The following is a 17050-nucleotide window of genomic DNA, read 5'->3' on the forward strand; positions in this document are numbered from 1 at the left end:
CAGTTTTAATGGGAATTAGTTTAATCTATAAGGCTAAATAAGTGAAGTTAGTCGGTAATCTTGGAGAGCATTATGAGCAACGCAGCAGCATTACATGAAACCATAAAAAAAGAGGACATTAAGTTCATCGATCTTCGTTTTACTGATACAAAAGGAAAAGAACAACACATCACTATTCCAGTATCCGCGCTTGATGATGATATGATTGAAAACGGAAAAATGTTCGATGGTTCATCAATTAAAGGCTGGCAAAAAATACATAAATCGGACTTAGCGCTCATTCCGGATTTGGATACAGTAATCCTTGATCCCTTCTACCAAGATAATTCCTTGATTATACGTTGTAATGTTGTTGATCCACAGACCATGCTGGGATATGACCGTGATCCTCGCTCAATTGCCCAGCGTGCTGAAGCTTATATGAAATCGACAGGTATTGCCGATAAAGCATTATTTGGACCGGAGCCAGAGTTTTTCATTTTTGACGATGTGCGTTCGGAAATTGGAATGCGCCGTGCTTTTTACGAATTAGATTCTGCTGAAGGACACTGGAATTTAGGGAAGATGATGGAAGGGGGAAATATCGGCCACAGGCCAAGTGTGAAGGGCGGTTACTTTCCTGTGCCTCCCGTTGATTCCTCTCAAGATATTCGTTCGGCAATCTGCCTCACTTTGGAATCCATGGGAATCTCAGTTGAAGCGCATCACCACGAAGTGGCTACAGCAAATCAGTGCGAAGTCGCTACTCGTTTTAATGAACTCACTAAAAAAGCAGATGAATTGCAAATTCTAAAATACGTTGTTCACAATGTTGCCCACAATTACGGTAAAACAGCGACGTTTATGCCTAAGCCCTTAGTCGGAGATAATGGTAACGGCATGCATTGTCATCAATCTTTAATGAAAGATGGTGTCAATTTATTTACCGGTGATCAATATGCTGGATTATCTGAAACAGCACTTTATTATATAGGCGGCATTATCAAGCATGCCCGTGCATTAAATGCCTTCACTAATCCTGCAACCAATAGCTATAAGCGATTAGTGCCTGGTTTTGAAGCGCCGGTATTATTGGCTTACTCAGCACGTAACCGATCAGCAGCAATTCGTATTCCTCATACAAGTAATCCCAAAGGACGTCGAATTGAAGTGCGTTTTCCTGATCCCATGGCTAATCCTTATCTTGCATTTTCTGCAATGATGATGGCTGGACTTGATGGCATTCAAAAGAAAATCCATCCGGGTCAGCCTATGGATAAAGATTTATACGATTTACCGCCCGAAGAACTTGTTGATGTGCCAACGGTTTGTAACTCTTTAGAGCAAGCCATGCAGCATTTGAAAGAAAATCATGAGTTTTTATTACAAGGGGATGTGTTTAGTAAAGATTTTCTGCAAAGTTACATTGAGTTAAAAGAAGAAGAAATACAAATGCTGAGAACCCTTCCTCACCCGTTCGAGTTTGAATTGTATTATAGCCTCTAAATTCAATTTCGATTAGACAGTATCTTACCTCTGCGCTAGTCAGCGCAGAGGATAGTTCGCGATGTAGTCGACTTCAGTTAGCTTGTCCTTTAAACAAGGGGATTCTATTTTGTACTACCTCTTTAAAAATCTTATTCCCTTAATAATTCCTTCATCATATATCACTATAATTTAACCATGGTGAATATGTTTTGATCTATTTGATAAAATAATTATGACTCGGTCAATCGCGGAATTACTACAAATTTCTTTTGAGTTTCCCTTGTCATCCAAGCCAATTCGTAAAATTGCTTTGCGTGGTGGAGGAGCCAAAGGTGTTGTCTATCCTGGCGCAGTCGAAGCGTTAAAAGAAGCCAATATTTTGGATAAGATTGATACTATTGCTGGTTCGTCAGCAGGGGCTTTAACAGCGCTTATGGTGGCCATTGGTATGACACCAGAACAAATTAAAATCGAAGTTAATAAAACTGATTTTAACAAATACAAAGATTACCACCTCACGGGTTTGTTCACAAAACGAGGAATTTGTAAGGGGGAAGCTCTCCTAAATGATATTAAAAGAATCATAAGAACCTATTTACCTGAACAAATTGAATGGGCTAAATCCATTTTAGATGAAGGCATTATGTATTCGTTGACTAAAATTGAGAAAGATCTTGAGTCACGAATAGAAAGCATCGAACACTCTATCTCTGCCTGGGAATTATTACTTCATGATAAGGAGGATTTAGCGAAGAAAAAGGAGAACAAGCTTGATGAAATAAATGAAATAAGAACAGTTTTAAGCGAACTCAAGAGTTTTAGGGCATACACAGGTAAAGATCGTGATGCTAAATTAAAAACAGTTTTATCTCATCTGCTGTCGAAACACGATTTTTTTTATCGTTATGCTCATTCAAACTTTGAGTTTACAAAAGAGCTTCTTACTCGGTATGATCATATCCAACAAATCAATATTAACTCGGTCAAATTCATTGATCTTTCCTATCTAAATAACGTGTTGGGCAATCGAGTCAAACACTTAATGATCACAGGAACAAATATTGATACTGGCGAATTGGAGCTGTTTTCAGATGAAACGACCCCACAAATGCCAATTGATATTGCTGCGAGAATTTCTGCTTCTTACCCAATCGTATTTCAGGCCGTTGAATATAATGGTAAAAGATACATTGATGGTGGTGTATTAGACAATTTGCCTGTAAGGCCTCTGACAAAACAAAAGAAAGATGTGCCTTTATTAAGAAGGCAACAAGAAAAAACCGACGAAACGATCGCGTTCGAACTTAATCCACAAAAGACAGCGCAGGGGTTTTTGACTACAGTAACCGGATTTTTTACAACCATACAGAATTTTATAAAATATTTAGCTTGTGGCAAAATCGATGTGGCTACAAGTAATGAAGAATTAAAACAAGCACTTATGGAAGATATTTCAAAAAATCGTATCGATCTTCCGCTTCCCTCTGGTTTTTCCACGCTGGATTTTAAGCTGCCACCCGATAAAAAAGCATTGTTACAAGAACAAGCAAAAACTACAACAAAACAAAGGATTGAGGAAATTTTAGAAGGAAGAAAAAGAAAATCAATGAATTGTGACATTCTCAGGTATTTGCTAGAAGCGCCTCTTGATGACATTGAAAAAAATGTTTCACTGTTTATGGAAGCTCTCGTTGACAAAAATGAGCAAGATAAAATTAAGCAACTCAAAGAATGGGTCGTTCGTTTCAGGGCAGAAGAAGATACTCTGTTAAGCAGTATATTAACAGAGATAAAAGGAATAAATTTTGCTATCGAGCAAAAACTTCCATTTGAGGAGCAGCAAGAACATATTGATAAATTAGTGAAAAACCTTGATACACTCATTCTGCATCAAACCGAACTTAATGGTGGTGAGATGGTTACATTGAATGAAGCGCATAAAGCCTGTCTTTATCAAAAAGTAAAAGATATCTTTAGCACAGAACTTGAAGAGCTTGCCAATCACATGAATGCTAATCCATTGCTTAAGCACGATCTCGTTGAAAGACTTCGGCAAAGCCCTGCTCAAAAAGAGCATGCTCAGTTCTTTGATGGATTACAGCTTGATCTCATTAGAAAGAATGCAATACATACGCTTGTTGAAGCCAAAGCAAAACCCTTTCAACTTGCGGAAAATGTGACTTTAATTCAGGTAGCTATTGCTTGTCTAAGAACAGCTCCGACCGAAGCAGAAATTAAATCCGCTTTAGAGACTGTAAGAGACGGTTACTTAAGCCGTAATGTGTTTTCAGTCGTCCAAGGTTCGTCCACCCGATTTAAAGGTTCTGCTTATAGCACGACAGCACAAGCGATGGTTGGATATATTGAACAAATTAATCATCTAATTGATCACCCATTAGCGGAAGAACTTGAAAAGAGTGCTCCTGGAGTTGCATTTTAGCTTAATATAGACTTATAATTAACCAAATTGTATTTATATTTTATTATGACTATCTCTCATACTGTCTTTTTTCGTAATCAACTTAATGCGTTCCGTAAGCAAAGTGAATCGGCTCAGCAGGTGCTTGATCCAGTCAGCGTAGAAGAAAAAATTTTGGGAAACACTGAACTTGTTGTGGATCCTAATGACACGCCAAGCGAAATTAGAAGAAGTCTTGAGTCTAATTTAGGACCTATTGATACTGAAATGGAAGTGAAAGCAAAAGGTCAAAAACCAGAAGAACCACATCAGGAAAATGAAGTCTCATCCGAATTTCGCCCGTAAGCGATACAACATTCCTCAGTAAAAAATAATTTGTAACTTAAGCCAAGTCCTCAATTAGGTTGCTTAGTCCTATTTAATTTTAAAAAGCTTAGTAAAACGGACTTAGGCATTAAGGATTAATTTGCAGAACACTGTATAAATCGATACCCTTATGGATAGGCTATTTACTCTCGTTGCTCAGTGTTTGGAGAATCTATGAAGTTAAGATCCCATAATCTTTTAACATGGGTACCTCATTTATTTTTATTCTACAGAGAAAAAGTTTTTCGTAAGCTGCTGCCAATTATCGTTATTCTAACGATCTATGCGATATTAATTGCCCATTTTTTTCAACACGCTACACGCTATAATCTTGGTCAATTTCATCTCATTTTTAGCTTTATCTTAGCCATTATCATTAGTTTTAGAGTGAACACCAGTTATTCGCGTTGGTGGGAAGGACGAATTCTTTGGGGGGCTATTGTTAATAATTGCCGGAATTTAGGTTTAAAATTCGAGATCTTCGCTGGGCTTGATGCGAATCCGAATTTTTATGAATTACTAAAAAAACTGCCGATTATTATTAAGGCAAATTTACGCAAAGACACTAGGGAAATTGAATCGGAATTAAGGTCCCTTGGCATTGAAGAGTATAGTACTCAGCATCCTGTGCTTTTAGTGGTTCAGAGAATGTATTTTATACTGAATCAATTACGTAACGAAGAAAAGCTTCGCTTCGAACAATATTTAGCTTTAGATAATCATTTGGCCAATATTATCGATATGGTAGGTGGTTGTGAACGAATTGCCAACACCCACGTACCTCCAGCATTCGCTTTTTTCGTTAAACAGGCCTTACTCTTTTATGCATTAATGTTCCCGTTCGGATGGGTTGATACTTTTGGTTTTTTAATCATCCCGATGATGATCATGATTGTTTATATCTTATTAGGCTTAGAAATATTATCTGAAGAATTAGAAGAACCTTTTGGCAAAGACGATAATGATTTGCCTTTGAGCATCATTGCTAAAAACGTCAGCCGAAATATCGAGCAAATCGCACTGACTGGGCGAGAATTTTTTAAATAAAAGCGTGATAGTGACAAAATGTCAACCTGATTATCTATGTTAAAATTATCGTTCATCTTCAAAAAGCTCTTGAAATTTATCCATTCAGCCCGCATATAGCTTTTTTATCAAAGTAGAAATCGGTTGCCTTAAAGGGGCTAACTGGCTACATAAACTAATTTATTAAACGCTAATTTGAGTAGGGGAGATTTATAAATGGCGGCAAAGCAGCAAACTATGGGATTTCAAACTGAAGTTAAACAAATGCTCCATCTTGTTGTTCATTCGCTTTATTCCAACAAGGAAATATTCTTAAGAGAGCTAATTTCGAATGCTTCTGATGCTGTGGATAAACTTCGGTTCTTAGCACTTGCTGATGCTTCTTTATATGAGAATGATCCTGACCTTCGTATTACTGTGGAATTTAATGAAAAATTAAAAACAATCACGGTGAAAGATAATGGGATTGGTTTAAGTTGGGAGGAAGCTGTTGAGAATTTAGGTACTATTGCTAAATCAGGTACTAAAGAATTCTTAAGTCACTTAACAGGAGAAACGGCGAAAGACTCTCACTTAATTGGTCAATTTGGTGTGGGTTTTTATTCTTCATTTATTGTAGCAGACAAAGTCACTCTCAAAAGCCGCCGTGCAGGGTTAAAACCTGAAGAAGGCATTGTTTGGGAGTCCAAAGGGGAAGGTGAGTTTACCATTGCTCAAGAAAAGAAAGTTGATAGGGGTACGGAAGTTATTTTGCATCTCAAAGACGATTTTGATGAGTTTTTAAGCGATTGGCGATTACGACAAATTATTACTAAATATTCTGATCACATTTGCTGGCCCATTGTAATGAAAAAAATGGATGACAGTGGTAAAGAATCAGACGAGTACGAAACTGTAAACAAAGCCACTGCATTATGGACATTACCGAAAGCAGAAATTTCCGATGAGGAATATAAAGAATTGTATAAACACATTTCACACGATTATCAAGATCCACTCATCTGGTCACACAATCATGTTGAAGGTAAGCAAGATTATATTTGTTTACTTTATATTCCCACTCATGCACCTTTCGATTTGTGGCAGCAAGAAACGAAGCATGGCTTAAAACTTTATGTTAAGCGTGTGTTTATCATGGATGAGGCGGCTCAATTTTTACCTCGCTATTTACGCTTCGTAAAAGGAATTATTGATGCCAATGATTTACCTTTAAATGTCTCTCGTGAAATTTTACAAGAAAATAAACTTGTTGATTCGATTAAATCCGCTAGTACTAAGCGTGTTTTATCCATGCTTGAAAAATTAAGCACCCAAGATCCGGAGGCTTACCAACGATTTTGGGATGAATTCGGTTTAGTACTCAAAGAAGGTCCGATTGAGGATTACGCCAATAAAGAAGCAATCGCTAAATTGTTACGTTTTGCCACCACAATGAGTGATTCTGAAAAACAAACGGTAAAACTGACAGACTATGTTGCGCGTATGAAAGAAAATCAAGACAAAATCTACTACATCACAGCGTCTAGCTATAACGCAGCCAAAAACAGTCCACATCTGGAAATTTTTAGACAAAAGGGAATCGAAGTATTACTTCTTAGCGACCGAGTTGACGAATGGTTAGTAGGGTATTTGAGTGAGTTTGATGGGAAAAAATTACAATCTATAAGCAAAGGAAAATTTGATCTAGAGCCTGAGGAAAATGAAAAGGTAAAAGAAGAAGAAAAGACATTAACGCCTATGCTGAAACAGATTAAAGAGGTATTAGGTGATAGAGTAAAAGAAGTGCAATTTACTCATCGATTAACAATCTCTCCAGCATGTATTATCGCTGATGAAGGAGATATGGGAATGGAGATGCAGCGTATCTTACAAGCAGCTGGTCAAAAAGTGCCTCAAAGTAAACCTATTTTTGAGCTTAATCCCGAGCATGCTTTGATCAAACGTTTGCATGATATCACCGATGAGAGTCTTTTTGCCGAATGGGTAACAATGCTCTTCGAGCAAGCGGTACTCGCTGAAGGCGGGCAATTGGATAACCCTGCCGATTTCGTTAACCGCGTAAACAAATTACTCCTTGAAGCTTAAAAAATAAGCGTTATCGCTTAATCTCAAAGTAAGAAATTACTTTTAACGATGCAGGTTGGGCTAAAGCCCAACCTTCTTAAAGATCAACTTGTTGGAGCTACATTTAAATAGTAGAAATAATAAAGGCCCTTATAAGGGCCTTTTAAAGCTTTATAAACTCACTCTGTACCTCATTTTGCTAATGCGTTAGCTCTGATTAGGAGTGATTTATAAAAGAGGGTTATTCATCGTCGGTTAAACGAAAATATTTCGTACCGAAATAGCGTTGTAATTTTTTCCTGATTGTACCGCGGCTAATCCCAAGCAGTCTGGCTGCTTGTAGCTGATTACCTCGTTTCTTTTCCATAACGGCTTGTAAAAGGGGCGGCTCAACTTCAGAAAGAATCATGTCATAGAGATCATCGATGGCTTTGCCTTTATTGTCAGCAAGAAATCGTGTTACCAAACCGTAAACCAAATCTTGAAGCCCTTGATCTTGTTTTGTGGTCTGAGTAGCTAATTGTGTTTCAATGACATTCATCATAACTTCCTTATTTTAGTTAAATCAATCTATCCCAATACTTCCATTTTTAGATGAAAGCAAAATTAATTGTACATGAAGGTTAATTGATAATCTACTATTCTTAAGGAAATCTTAAGGAATTCTTAAACAGATGCGGTGTTTCCTGCACAGGAGTTCATTTCTTCAGCATACTTCAACTCAGAAATGACCAATTCTGCAATGGTACAATCTGCCTGGCCAGCAGAAAGTGATAATTTTAGCTGCCTAAGACGTTTTTGCATGCGCTCAATCGTTCCTTGATCGGTTAATAACTCCAACAAAGAACGTGTTAATTCTTTCACATTACAATCGTATTGTAATAATTCCGGCACAATCATTTCATTTTGCAAGAGATTGCATAAACCTAAGTATTTCACTTTAATCACTTTCATTGCAGCAATAAAACTAAGCAATGAGCCTTTGTAAATAATACACATGGGTTTTTCAAGTAGCGCGCATTCAAGAGAGGCAGTTCCTGAAGCCACAACAGCACAGTCGCTACAGGCAACAACCTCACTTGCTCTACCGAGTATGAATGAAATGCTTACTTTGGATTTAGAGAAATAATTTTTAACAAGGGATGGGTCGAGAGTACCCGCAATTGGAATAACAAAATGAAGATTAGGCGTTTTTTCGTTCAGCATTTCAGCCGTTGCTAAGAGCACTGGCATATGCCTTTCAATTTCATTACGCCTACTTCCTGGTAGCATGGCTATCAAGCGCTTATTTGTGGGTAGGCCGAAATTTTCTCTAGCAAAGAGTATGTCATCGCAAGCAGGTATTTTTTCAACAAGTGGATGTCCAACAAAAGAGACAGGAATATTTGCTCGCTGATAAATTGCTTTCTCAAAGGGGAGAATAACAGCCATTCTGTCCACATAAGCGCGAATAATTTCAATACGATTTGCTTTCCAAGCCCAAATTTGGGGACTTATATAATATAAGATACGAATGCCAAGTTGTTTAGCGAACTTAACCAAGCGCAAATTGAAGCCCGGAAAATCAACCAAAATGAGCAAGTCAGGCTTGTTATGAGTCAAATGAATTTTAATTGCGTCAAACGCTTTTTTGATAATCAATAGATTACGCAATACTTCAGTGAGGCCCGTAGTGCCAAAGCGCGCTAAATCACTGATAAGATGAACACCTGCTTCTTGCATATGTCGACCACCAATACCACTGATTTCAAGCGATTTGTGTTCAGTTCTTAGTTGGCGCACGAGCGAAGCAGCGTGAATATCCCCTGATTCTTCGCCAGCTATAATTACAAGCCGTTTAGTTTCGGGCATAGTTTAAATGATTATCAATTAATGCTGTAATTTTTGCTGCTGTTGCCAATGCATCTCGTCCTTCTTCTCCGGTCACTAAAGGTATTGTATCGTTCTCAATGCATTCTAGGAAGGCTTTAATTTCGGCAAGTAATGCGTCACCTTTTTCAAATACAGACTGATGCCGCGTGATCTCGGGAATACCTGGAAACATTTCGCCTTCCCCCTTTTGAAATACAGCAAACTGCTTATTCTGATAATCAATGGATATGTAGGAGTTCGGTTGAAATATGCGGGTTTTACGCTCGGTTTTAAAACTTACACGACTGGCTGTTACATTGGCAATGCAATGGTTGGCAAAGGTAATTCTTGCATTGGCAATATCAATGGACTTCGATAAAACCGGTGCTCCTTGTGCATCAATATTAACGATGGGAGAGCTAACGATAGCCTGGATTAAATCGATGTCGTGAATCATTAGATCGAGAACGACATTGACATCTGTTCCTCGCGGATTAAACGGGGCCAGCCGGTGTGACTCAATGAATAATGGTCGCTCGAGGTATTCATCGAGCGCTAAGCGGGCTGCATTAAATCGCTCTAAATGACCAACCTGCAATTTCACCTGATGCTGCTTTGCTAAAGCAATCAATTCATTTGCCTGATCGACTGTTTCAGTGATCGGTTTTTCAATGAGCACATGAATGCCTTGCTCTAAAAAAGCCTTGGCAATTTCATAGTGTCTATTTGTGGTAGAGACAATGCTGACAGCATCCACTTTACCAAACAGATCCTTATAATCAAAATAAGCAGGAACATTGAGCTCTCGAGATACGGTTTCACAAGCTTCTGGATTAATGTCACAAATGGCTACTAAATTAGCATTGGGTAGCATTTTATATTTTTGAGCATGAAAACGTCCGAGGTAGCCGACGCCAATGACTGCGCAATTTAATATACTCATAATACAACGATGATGATAATTTGCGCGCATGATCTCATTTTCTTAATGATAAATCAATTTTAAATGGTTATGATTAGCCGATTGTTGATTTTCAGGAGAGAAGCAATGGCAAGGTGTATTGCCGGAGTTGATGAAGTAGGACGAGGCCCTTTAGCAGGACCACTTATCACTGCTGCAGTCATTTTAAATAAGCCTATCGAAGGTGTGATGGATTCGAAAAAATTAACAGCAGCTAAGCGAAAAGAACTCGTTCACAAGATAAAAAATGAAGCACGTTGCTTTGCTTACGGCCGAGCGGAAGTGGAGGAAATTGATCGCCTCAACATTCATCATGCGACGCTACTAGCAATGAAACGGGCTGTTGAGGCTTTAACGATTCAACCGGATGAAGTCATTGTCGATGGTTTATTCGTTCCCGCAATAGCCATGCCATGCCGAGCGATTGTGAATGGTGATAATTTAGAAAACGCAATCAGTGCTGCTTCAATTTTAGCAAAGGTTTTGCGCGACGAAGAAATGGTATCTATGGATTTACTTTATCCGGGTTATGGTTTTGCGCTGCATAAAGGCTATGCTACACCCATGCATCGTACCGCCTTAAAAGAAAAAGGCCCCTGTGCGATTCACCGTAAGAATTTTTCATCGGTAGCTGCAGCCTTGCTATAGACGAATTAGTATAAATTGACATGAAACAGTTATCCGGGAAAACAAGAATTTTCACGGAACACCTACTTTAAGGTTTAATAATTTAAAATAAGCGCTGAGATTAGCGACCGTATGATAAATTGTTGAATAAAATGCGGTGGGAACTTATCGACATCAAAACACCAAAACCAGTGAGGAAAGTAACCATGGCTGTTCCACCATAGCTGACTAAAGGCAGAGGAACTCCGACAACGGGTAAAATACCCATTACCATGCCTGTATTGACAAAAGCTGAAAGAAAGAATGTCATTGCCAAGCTGGCGGCCAAAAGACGAGTAAAACTCGTTTGAGCATGCCTTGCTATGTGAAGGCCTCGCAGTGAAATGAGCACAACTAAAGCAATGAGAATGCAAGAACCTACGAAGCCAAATTCTTCGCCACTGACTGCAAAAATGAAATCAGTGGCATGTTCGGGTAAAAAATTAAGATGGGATTGGCTTCCTTCAAGCCAGCCTTTTCCAAAAACCCCTCCTGAACCAATAGCAATTTTGGATTGGATAATATGATAACCAGATCCAAGAGGATCTTGTTCTGGGTTAAGTAAGGTATAAATTCGTTGTTTTTGGTAATCGTGCATGACATGCCAAAGCAATGGGATACTCGCTCCAATAATAACGCTCATGATTAATAAAATTCGCATTCTTATTCCAGCGAGAAAAATAACGCATAGGCCTGAAGCGATCACCATGATTGCTGTACCTAAATCAGGTTGCTTTGCAATCAATACACCTGGGATAAAGATCATTAATGCAGCGATGAGAATTGATTTTATACTAATAGGAAAAGGTTGGCGATCAAAATACCAAGCTGCCATCATCGGAATGGCTAATTTCATGATTTCTGAGGGTTGAAAACGAAATAGCCCTAAATCTAACCAGCGTTGGGCACCCTTACCAATTTTACCAATTAACATCACAGCAATAAGCAAAGCAAGGCCAATTCCGTAGAGCCATGGTGTCCACGCCTTATATTTATGAGGGGGAATAGCGGCAAAAACCATCATGATGCTTAAAGCAAACACCAATCGCATTGATTGACGAAAGACCATACTCAAATTTTGGTTTGAAGCACTGTATAAAATAAGCATGCCCATCGCAATTAAGGCGATGAGTAAACCCAGTAAAGGTAAATCAATATGCATAGACTTAGCCGTTAGTCTATAAACGGGGCGTGTATGACTTGTTTTCATGGCTTTGGTTCGCTTTTCTTAAGTTCAAAATAAGCATCCATGACTTTGCGTGCCACATTCGATGCTGCTAAATCATTTTCTACCATCACTGCTACTGCAATTTCAGGATTTTCAACAGGGGCAAAGGCAATGATGAGTGAGTGATCTCTTAAGTATTCAGGAATATCCTCGTATTTAATTTTGCGGACTTTTTCATATTGTTTACCGCCGAAAACCTGGGCTGTGCCTGTTTTGGCAGCAACGGAATAGGGGGCATTTCTACCGAAACGGTAACCCGTGCCTTCATTATTCGTGATGACTGATTGCATGGCTTCCGCGATGATAGTCCAATAATTTTCATCTTTAAGCTTCACAGGGTATTCTTCAAGCACCTTGTACTCATGCACTTCCCCTTTGTCGCTTTGAATGGACTTATGTAAGAAATGAGGTCTAAACCGCCTCCCTTTCTGGCTTAATGAAGCAGTAGCATTTGCAAGCTGGAGAGGAGAAACCAAAGTAAATCCTTGTCCAATTGAAGTAATAACCGTATCACCCGGGTACCAGGGTTGGCCTTTCACTTGTCTTTTCCAATGTTTGTTGGGAACAAGGCCAGGCGCTTCTTCGTGCAAATCAACATGCGTTAATTGACCAAATCCAAATTGAATTAGCATATCTTCAATGGCTGAAATACCCATTTTGTGACCCAAATGATAAAAATAGGTATCGCAAGAGACAGTAATGGCACGTTTTAAATTAATAAAACCATGTCCCGCTTTTTTCCAGTCCCGATAGGGATGGCTCACACCGGGCAATCGAAACCAACCGGGATCATGTATACTGTAAGTCGTATCGACGACACCTTTTTCCAAACCTGCTAAGCCCATAAATGGCTTAATCGTTGACGCGGGAGGGTATAAACCTCGAACTGCTCGATTATAGAGAGGCCGATCTCGGGCAGTAGCCAATCGTTTATAATCTTCAGCACTAATTCCATTGACAAAAAGGTTGGGATCAAAACTTGGAGCACTTACCATCGCTAAAATATCTCCGTCATGAGTACTCAACGCCACGACGGCACCACGTTTATCTTTCATGGCCTGGTAAGCAACTTGCTGTAGTCTTGTATCAATCGTTAAATACAGTTTTTCACCAGATATTGGGTTTTGTTTATTGAGAACTCTTATGGTCCTACCACTCACATCTGTTTCGATCAATTGATATCCAATTTCGCCATGTAAGATGTCCTCATAATATTTCTCAATCCCTGATTTTCCAATAAAATTAGTTGCTTGATAATTGGTTGGATCCACTTGACGCAGTTCCTGTACATTGATTCGACCCACGTAACCTAAGATGTGCGCCATCATTTCCCCAAAAGGGTAGTAACGCATTAGTCTTGCCTTGATACTGACCCCTGAAAATCGATATTGATTACTGGCAAAAATAGCGACTTCTTCCTGAGTCAGTTTGAGTTTAAAAGGGATGGGAACAAAAGAACGATTCTGTTTACGAGCACGATTAAAATTTTCGATATCCTCATCAGTAATAGAGGGAAGAAGGATTCGCAGTTGCTCTAACGTTTTCGTTATATCTTTAACACGCTCAGGAATAATTTCTAAAACATAGACAGGTGTATTTTCTGCAAGAACAACCCCATTTTTATCAAGAATAATGCCTCGTGGAGGCGCAATGGGAATGACACTCATTTGATTTTTTAAAGAAAGTGTTTCATAGCGTCTAAACTCAGCGATTTGTAAATAAGTTAAGCGCAAAATAAGTGTCAATGATAACAGGATTACCAATATCACAAGTAAATTTAATCGAGAGGTATGTAATCGTAACTCTGCTCGATCATTTTTTACTGAATTGTTAAATCGCATTTTCTGCAAATACTACAAATAAGATAAGGGTAGACATCTTAGCTTAAAAGTTCATTTGTGGTAAGGGTGATTATGTATAATTGACCAAGCTCTATAAAGTGTTTCCAAGAGAATAATGCGAACTAAGGGATGAGGTAAGGTTAGTTGAGATAAAGACCACCGTTCATCGGCTTTGGCTAATATTGAGGTAAGCAGCCCTTCGGGCCCACCAATAAGAAAACAGAGATGGCTCTTGATTTGTTGTAGCTGCTCAAGTTTTAAAGCTAATTTTTCGCTGCTGAATGACTCCCCACCCATATCCAGTGCAATAACGCGTGCGCTTTGAGGAATAGCATGAACGATTAAGGCGGCTTCTTTTTCTAAAATTCGCGTTAAGTCACTTGATTTTCCTCGCTTTGCGAGTGGAATTTCAATTAAATTAAACTGCGCAAATTCTTGCAAACGTTTTGTGAATTCAGAAACAGCACTATTTACCCATGTGGGCATTTTATTACCGCAAGCAATGAGCGTAATCTTAATCATCATTATTCACTAGTAAGATTGCTCTGCCATAATCCTTCTAAATTGTAAAAGGCACGACTTTCAGCTTGCATAATATGCAAAACAAAATCGCCAAAATCAATCAAGACCCATTCACCATTTTCAAGGCCACTTTGACTTAAAGGTGGCAGCCCAGCAGCTTCCATTTGCTCCACAACAAATTCAGCAACTGCTCTAACATGGCGAGAAGAGCGGCCACTGCAAACGATCATATAATCGGTAACAGAAGTTTGCTTTCTTACGTCAATAATGACTACGTCAATCGCTTGAATATCATCTAAAGCGCTTTGTAGTTGATTTAAAAATGCTTGTTGCTCGGTCATAAATTAGAAAATCTTATCCAAAAAGGGAGGATAATAACAGTAAAACTAAAACTCTCAAAGAAGTATACAAGAGCCGAGTGTGATTAAAATAACCGATTTTTAAATTTCTCACCTTTCGAGGAAGAAAAACCGCTGTTTTAAGCCCTTTTTGAAATTCCGTTGAGACAAAATCGAACAATAAAAAAATAATATGATATAATTTTTACCAACTTTTTTATTGGATTGCCTCCCTGTGAAATTTTCTTTAAGTCGAAACACCATCTATTCTCCGGACTTTGATGCACAACTTGAACGGTTTATACTCGACACTAATCCGGGTACTGTAGCAGTGGATCTTTGGAATGTCGATGCAGAAAGCCAGAAGCGCTGCTTTACTTCATTTCAGAAGATAGTAAACGAACGCCAAAGCAAGATTGCTCTATCGATTGACTTAAGTTCCCCGCATGATGTTATAGAAGCCATTTTTACGATGATAGAGGGAAATCCAAACATTAACCAATTGGATTTTAAAGGTTCGCCTGCCCAAAAAGCTGTCGATTTAATCACCAACGCTTTAACACAATCCGGTAGTTGTATTGAAGCGCTGAGTTTTGAAATAGGGCCAAATGAAGTTTTTTCCCCTCTCGCTCAGACGCTACGGGCGAATAGAACGCTCACTCAACTAAAAATTACTTATAGTATGTTGTTTCACGGCTGGAAGGTGTTAAACCCTATTTTTCAAGCATTAACGAATGATGCATTGGATGAAGATAAAAATGCTGCTAACTCTTCGGTACAGGCTCTCCATTTAAAACGATTCGATATCTCTTCAGAGGCAGACGCGAAAGCACTGAATTTAATGTTAGAGAAAAACCATTCAATTAGTGACTTTAAATTTACCGACTCAGACACCAGCGATTTTTTTAAATTAAAGTCTGGTTTAGTAAAAAACACGCAATTGTTAGAATTGTCTTTAAAAGGCTGTTTCATTTCTGCTGGTGACCTGCCAAAAATGGCTTCTTGCCTACCTCCTCGTTTAAAAGTCCTTAATCTCTCCAATCTTAAAGGATTTGTTAGGCCAAGGGCGCTTATCGAAGATCTGATGAGTTTAATAAAAGAGTGCCAAACGAAAAATTTATCTCTACATATTATTTTTAATGGTAACCATTTAGCGAGTGAAATTGGATTTTATCGTGAAGATTTAAAAGAGTTATTGCTTTCTTCAGGCAATGATTCGAATGTTTCTCTAGAGTGTGATGCAATAACCGAAATAATGGCGTATAAGCGAAACCAATGCGTTACTTTTTTCGAAGTATTAGCTAAAGCGTATGATGAAACAATGGAAAATCAATACCTAGCGCCCACAGCCTAAACCGTATCTAAAAAACCCGCATGAAAGAGAATGAAGGTTTTTTCCTGCAAGGCTTATTCTCGGATGTGTTTTTTTTCTTCCTCTAGCTTTTCTTGCAAGTCTGCTAGATATTTATCCAGTGGAGTAAAGGAAACAAAGAAAGAGAGTAAAGCAGCCCCTAAACCAGTAATCAATGCTTCTTTTATTGACATACCTCCATGGCTTACAAAATCAGCAATTGAAGTACCCACGAAAGCAATTGCCGCTACACCGTAGCGTGAAGTTTGAAATTTAACTAAATTCCCATAAGAAGCCAATAAGCTAATTAATCCTGTACCTAATCCTGTACCAATTGCTATTTCCCAATGATGGAAAGAGAGCACATACAAGTTTCCTTTAGTCATAGCAAGAAGGCAAGCTATTGTAGATTGGGTAATATGGCGCATCACTAGAGTAGAGCGCAATTTTATTTTGGAAAGAAAGGGTGACATGTTCTTCGTCCTTGAAAGTTTGAACAAATGTTAACTAGCTAAGAGTATAGTAAACAATGCTCAGGGGAATAGATTGTTTTAGCCAATCTATTCACTTGAGTTGCTGAGCACTCCGTGAAGAACGTGTGTGTTTTTAACGTTGTGAGTGAAATTACTAGGGTCTGTTGACAATTCACCTGCCGCCTACGTGCCGCGGCTTGTCCGCGGCATCCATTCGATCTAAATCATTGGCAAATTTCTTCATACAGGTCACGCCATTCAGGGTTTAGTTTCTCTATTAAATTTATTTTCCATTGTCTTGGCCAATTTTTGAAACGTTTTTCACGTCGTGCTGCTTCAACGTATAATTCATGTGCTTCATAATAGACCAGCATATGTACGTTATACTGAGCAGTGAAACCAGGAATGACTTTATTTTTGTGTTCCCAAGTTCGTTTAATGATGTCTGACGTAGAGCCTACGTAAAGAGTACCATTA

At 38.6% G+C, this 17050-nt stretch carries 16 protein-coding genes; 7 read left to right on the top strand and 9 right to left on the bottom strand.

The window, feature by feature from the left end:
- The first annotated feature begins 72 nt into the window (after nucleotides 1-72).
- From glnA to htpG, 5 genes are all read left to right on the top strand, one after another.
- Complete coding sequence (gene glnA / locus B5D33_RS05755) at nucleotides 73-1485, top strand: type I glutamate--ammonia ligase (protein WP_058451282.1); 1413 nt, start codon at nucleotides 73-75, stop codon at nucleotides 1483-1485.
- A gap of 214 nt (nucleotides 1486-1699) precedes the next feature.
- On the top strand, nucleotides 1700-3907 hold the full coding sequence (locus tag B5D33_RS05760) for a patatin-like phospholipase family protein (protein WP_058451281.1): 2208 nt from the start codon (nucleotides 1700-1702) through the stop codon (nucleotides 3905-3907).
- Nucleotides 3908-3952: 45 nt separating this feature from the next.
- Entirely contained in the window at nucleotides 3953-4231 is a 279-nt protein-coding gene (locus B5D33_RS05765; RefSeq protein WP_058451280.1) for a hypothetical protein, read from the top strand.
- Between the two features lie 195 nt (nucleotides 4232-4426).
- A complete protein-coding gene (locus tag B5D33_RS05770) occupies nucleotides 4427-5299 on the top strand; it encodes a bestrophin family protein (protein WP_058451279.1) in 873 nt (290 codons plus the stop codon).
- Between the two features lie 195 nt (nucleotides 5300-5494).
- Nucleotides 5495-7363 carry a molecular chaperone HtpG gene (gene htpG / locus B5D33_RS05775; RefSeq protein WP_058451278.1) on the top strand — a complete coding sequence of 623 codons (1869 nt, stop codon included), beginning with the start codon at nucleotides 5495-5497 and terminating at the stop codon, nucleotides 7361-7363.
- A 220-nt stretch (nucleotides 7364-7583) separates the two neighbouring features.
- Here the strand turns inward: htpG and B5D33_RS05780 are convergent, their stop codons facing one another.
- The 3 genes from B5D33_RS05780 to B5D33_RS05790 form a co-directional block, all read right to left on the bottom strand.
- Nucleotides 7584-7883, bottom strand: coding sequence for a helix-turn-helix domain-containing protein (locus B5D33_RS05780; RefSeq protein WP_058451277.1), 300 nt, complete (start codon nucleotides 7881-7883; stop codon nucleotides 7584-7586).
- Between the two features lie 125 nt (nucleotides 7884-8008).
- Nucleotides 8009-9193 (bottom strand): lipid-A-disaccharide synthase, encoded by a 1185-nt coding sequence (gene lpxB, locus B5D33_RS05785; protein WP_058451276.1) that lies wholly within the window; start codon nucleotides 9191-9193, stop codon nucleotides 8009-8011.
- Nucleotides 9180-10136, bottom strand: coding sequence for a Gfo/Idh/MocA family protein (locus tag B5D33_RS05790; RefSeq protein WP_058451333.1), 957 nt, complete (start codon nucleotides 10134-10136; stop codon nucleotides 9180-9182). The genes lpxB and B5D33_RS05790 overlap by 14 nt, the downstream gene beginning before the upstream one ends.
- 105 nt (nucleotides 10137-10241) lie before the next feature.
- Between B5D33_RS05790 and rnhB the strand changes: the two genes are divergently transcribed.
- Nucleotides 10242-10802, top strand: coding sequence for a ribonuclease HII (gene rnhB, locus B5D33_RS05795; RefSeq protein WP_058451275.1), 561 nt, complete (start codon nucleotides 10242-10244; stop codon nucleotides 10800-10802).
- A gap of 100 nt (nucleotides 10803-10902) precedes the next feature.
- Here the strand turns inward: rnhB and rodA are convergent, their stop codons facing one another.
- Genes rodA through rsfS form a run of 4 tightly spaced genes read right to left on the bottom strand, consistent with a single transcriptional unit; the run spans nucleotide 10903 to nucleotide 14752 of the window.
- Nucleotides 10903-12030, bottom strand: a complete 1128-nt coding sequence (gene rodA / locus B5D33_RS05800) for a rod shape-determining protein RodA (RefSeq protein ID WP_058451274.1) — start codon at nucleotides 12028-12030, stop codon at nucleotides 10903-10905.
- Nucleotides 12027-13889, bottom strand: a complete 1863-nt coding sequence (mrdA, locus tag B5D33_RS05805; RefSeq protein ID WP_058451273.1) for a penicillin-binding protein 2 — start codon at nucleotides 13887-13889, stop codon at nucleotides 12027-12029. The genes rodA and mrdA overlap by 4 nt, the downstream gene beginning before the upstream one ends.
- A gap of 51 nt (nucleotides 13890-13940) precedes the next feature.
- Entirely contained in the window at nucleotides 13941-14411 is a 471-nt protein-coding gene (gene rlmH / locus B5D33_RS05810; protein ID WP_058451332.1) for a 23S rRNA (pseudouridine(1915)-N(3))-methyltransferase RlmH, read from the bottom strand.
- A 2-nt stretch (nucleotides 14412-14413) separates the two neighbouring features.
- Entirely contained in the window at nucleotides 14414-14752 is a 339-nt protein-coding gene (rsfS, locus tag B5D33_RS05815) for a ribosome silencing factor (RefSeq protein WP_058451272.1), read from the bottom strand.
- Between the two features lie 232 nt (nucleotides 14753-14984).
- On the opposite strand from rsfS, the gene B5D33_RS05820 reads away from it, so the two are divergent.
- Entirely contained in the window at nucleotides 14985-16103 is a 1119-nt protein-coding gene (locus B5D33_RS05820) for a leucine-rich repeat domain-containing protein (RefSeq protein ID WP_058451271.1), read from the top strand.
- A gap of 53 nt (nucleotides 16104-16156) precedes the next feature.
- On the opposite strand, the gene B5D33_RS05825 is transcribed toward B5D33_RS05820, so the two are convergent.
- Both B5D33_RS05825 and B5D33_RS05830 read right to left on the bottom strand, forming a co-directional pair.
- A complete protein-coding gene (locus B5D33_RS05825) occupies nucleotides 16157-16573 on the bottom strand; it encodes a hypothetical protein (protein WP_058451270.1) in 417 nt (138 codons plus the stop codon).
- 224 nt (nucleotides 16574-16797) lie between these two features.
- Nucleotides 16798-17050, bottom strand: a 253-nt coding sequence (locus B5D33_RS05830; protein WP_078767354.1) for a GIY-YIG nuclease family protein, incomplete at its 5' end; no start/stop codon positions are given.

This window comes from Legionella maceachernii, from assembly GCF_900167045.1.
Lineage (GTDB): Bacteria > Pseudomonadota > Gammaproteobacteria > Legionellales > Legionellaceae > Tatlockia > Tatlockia maceachernii.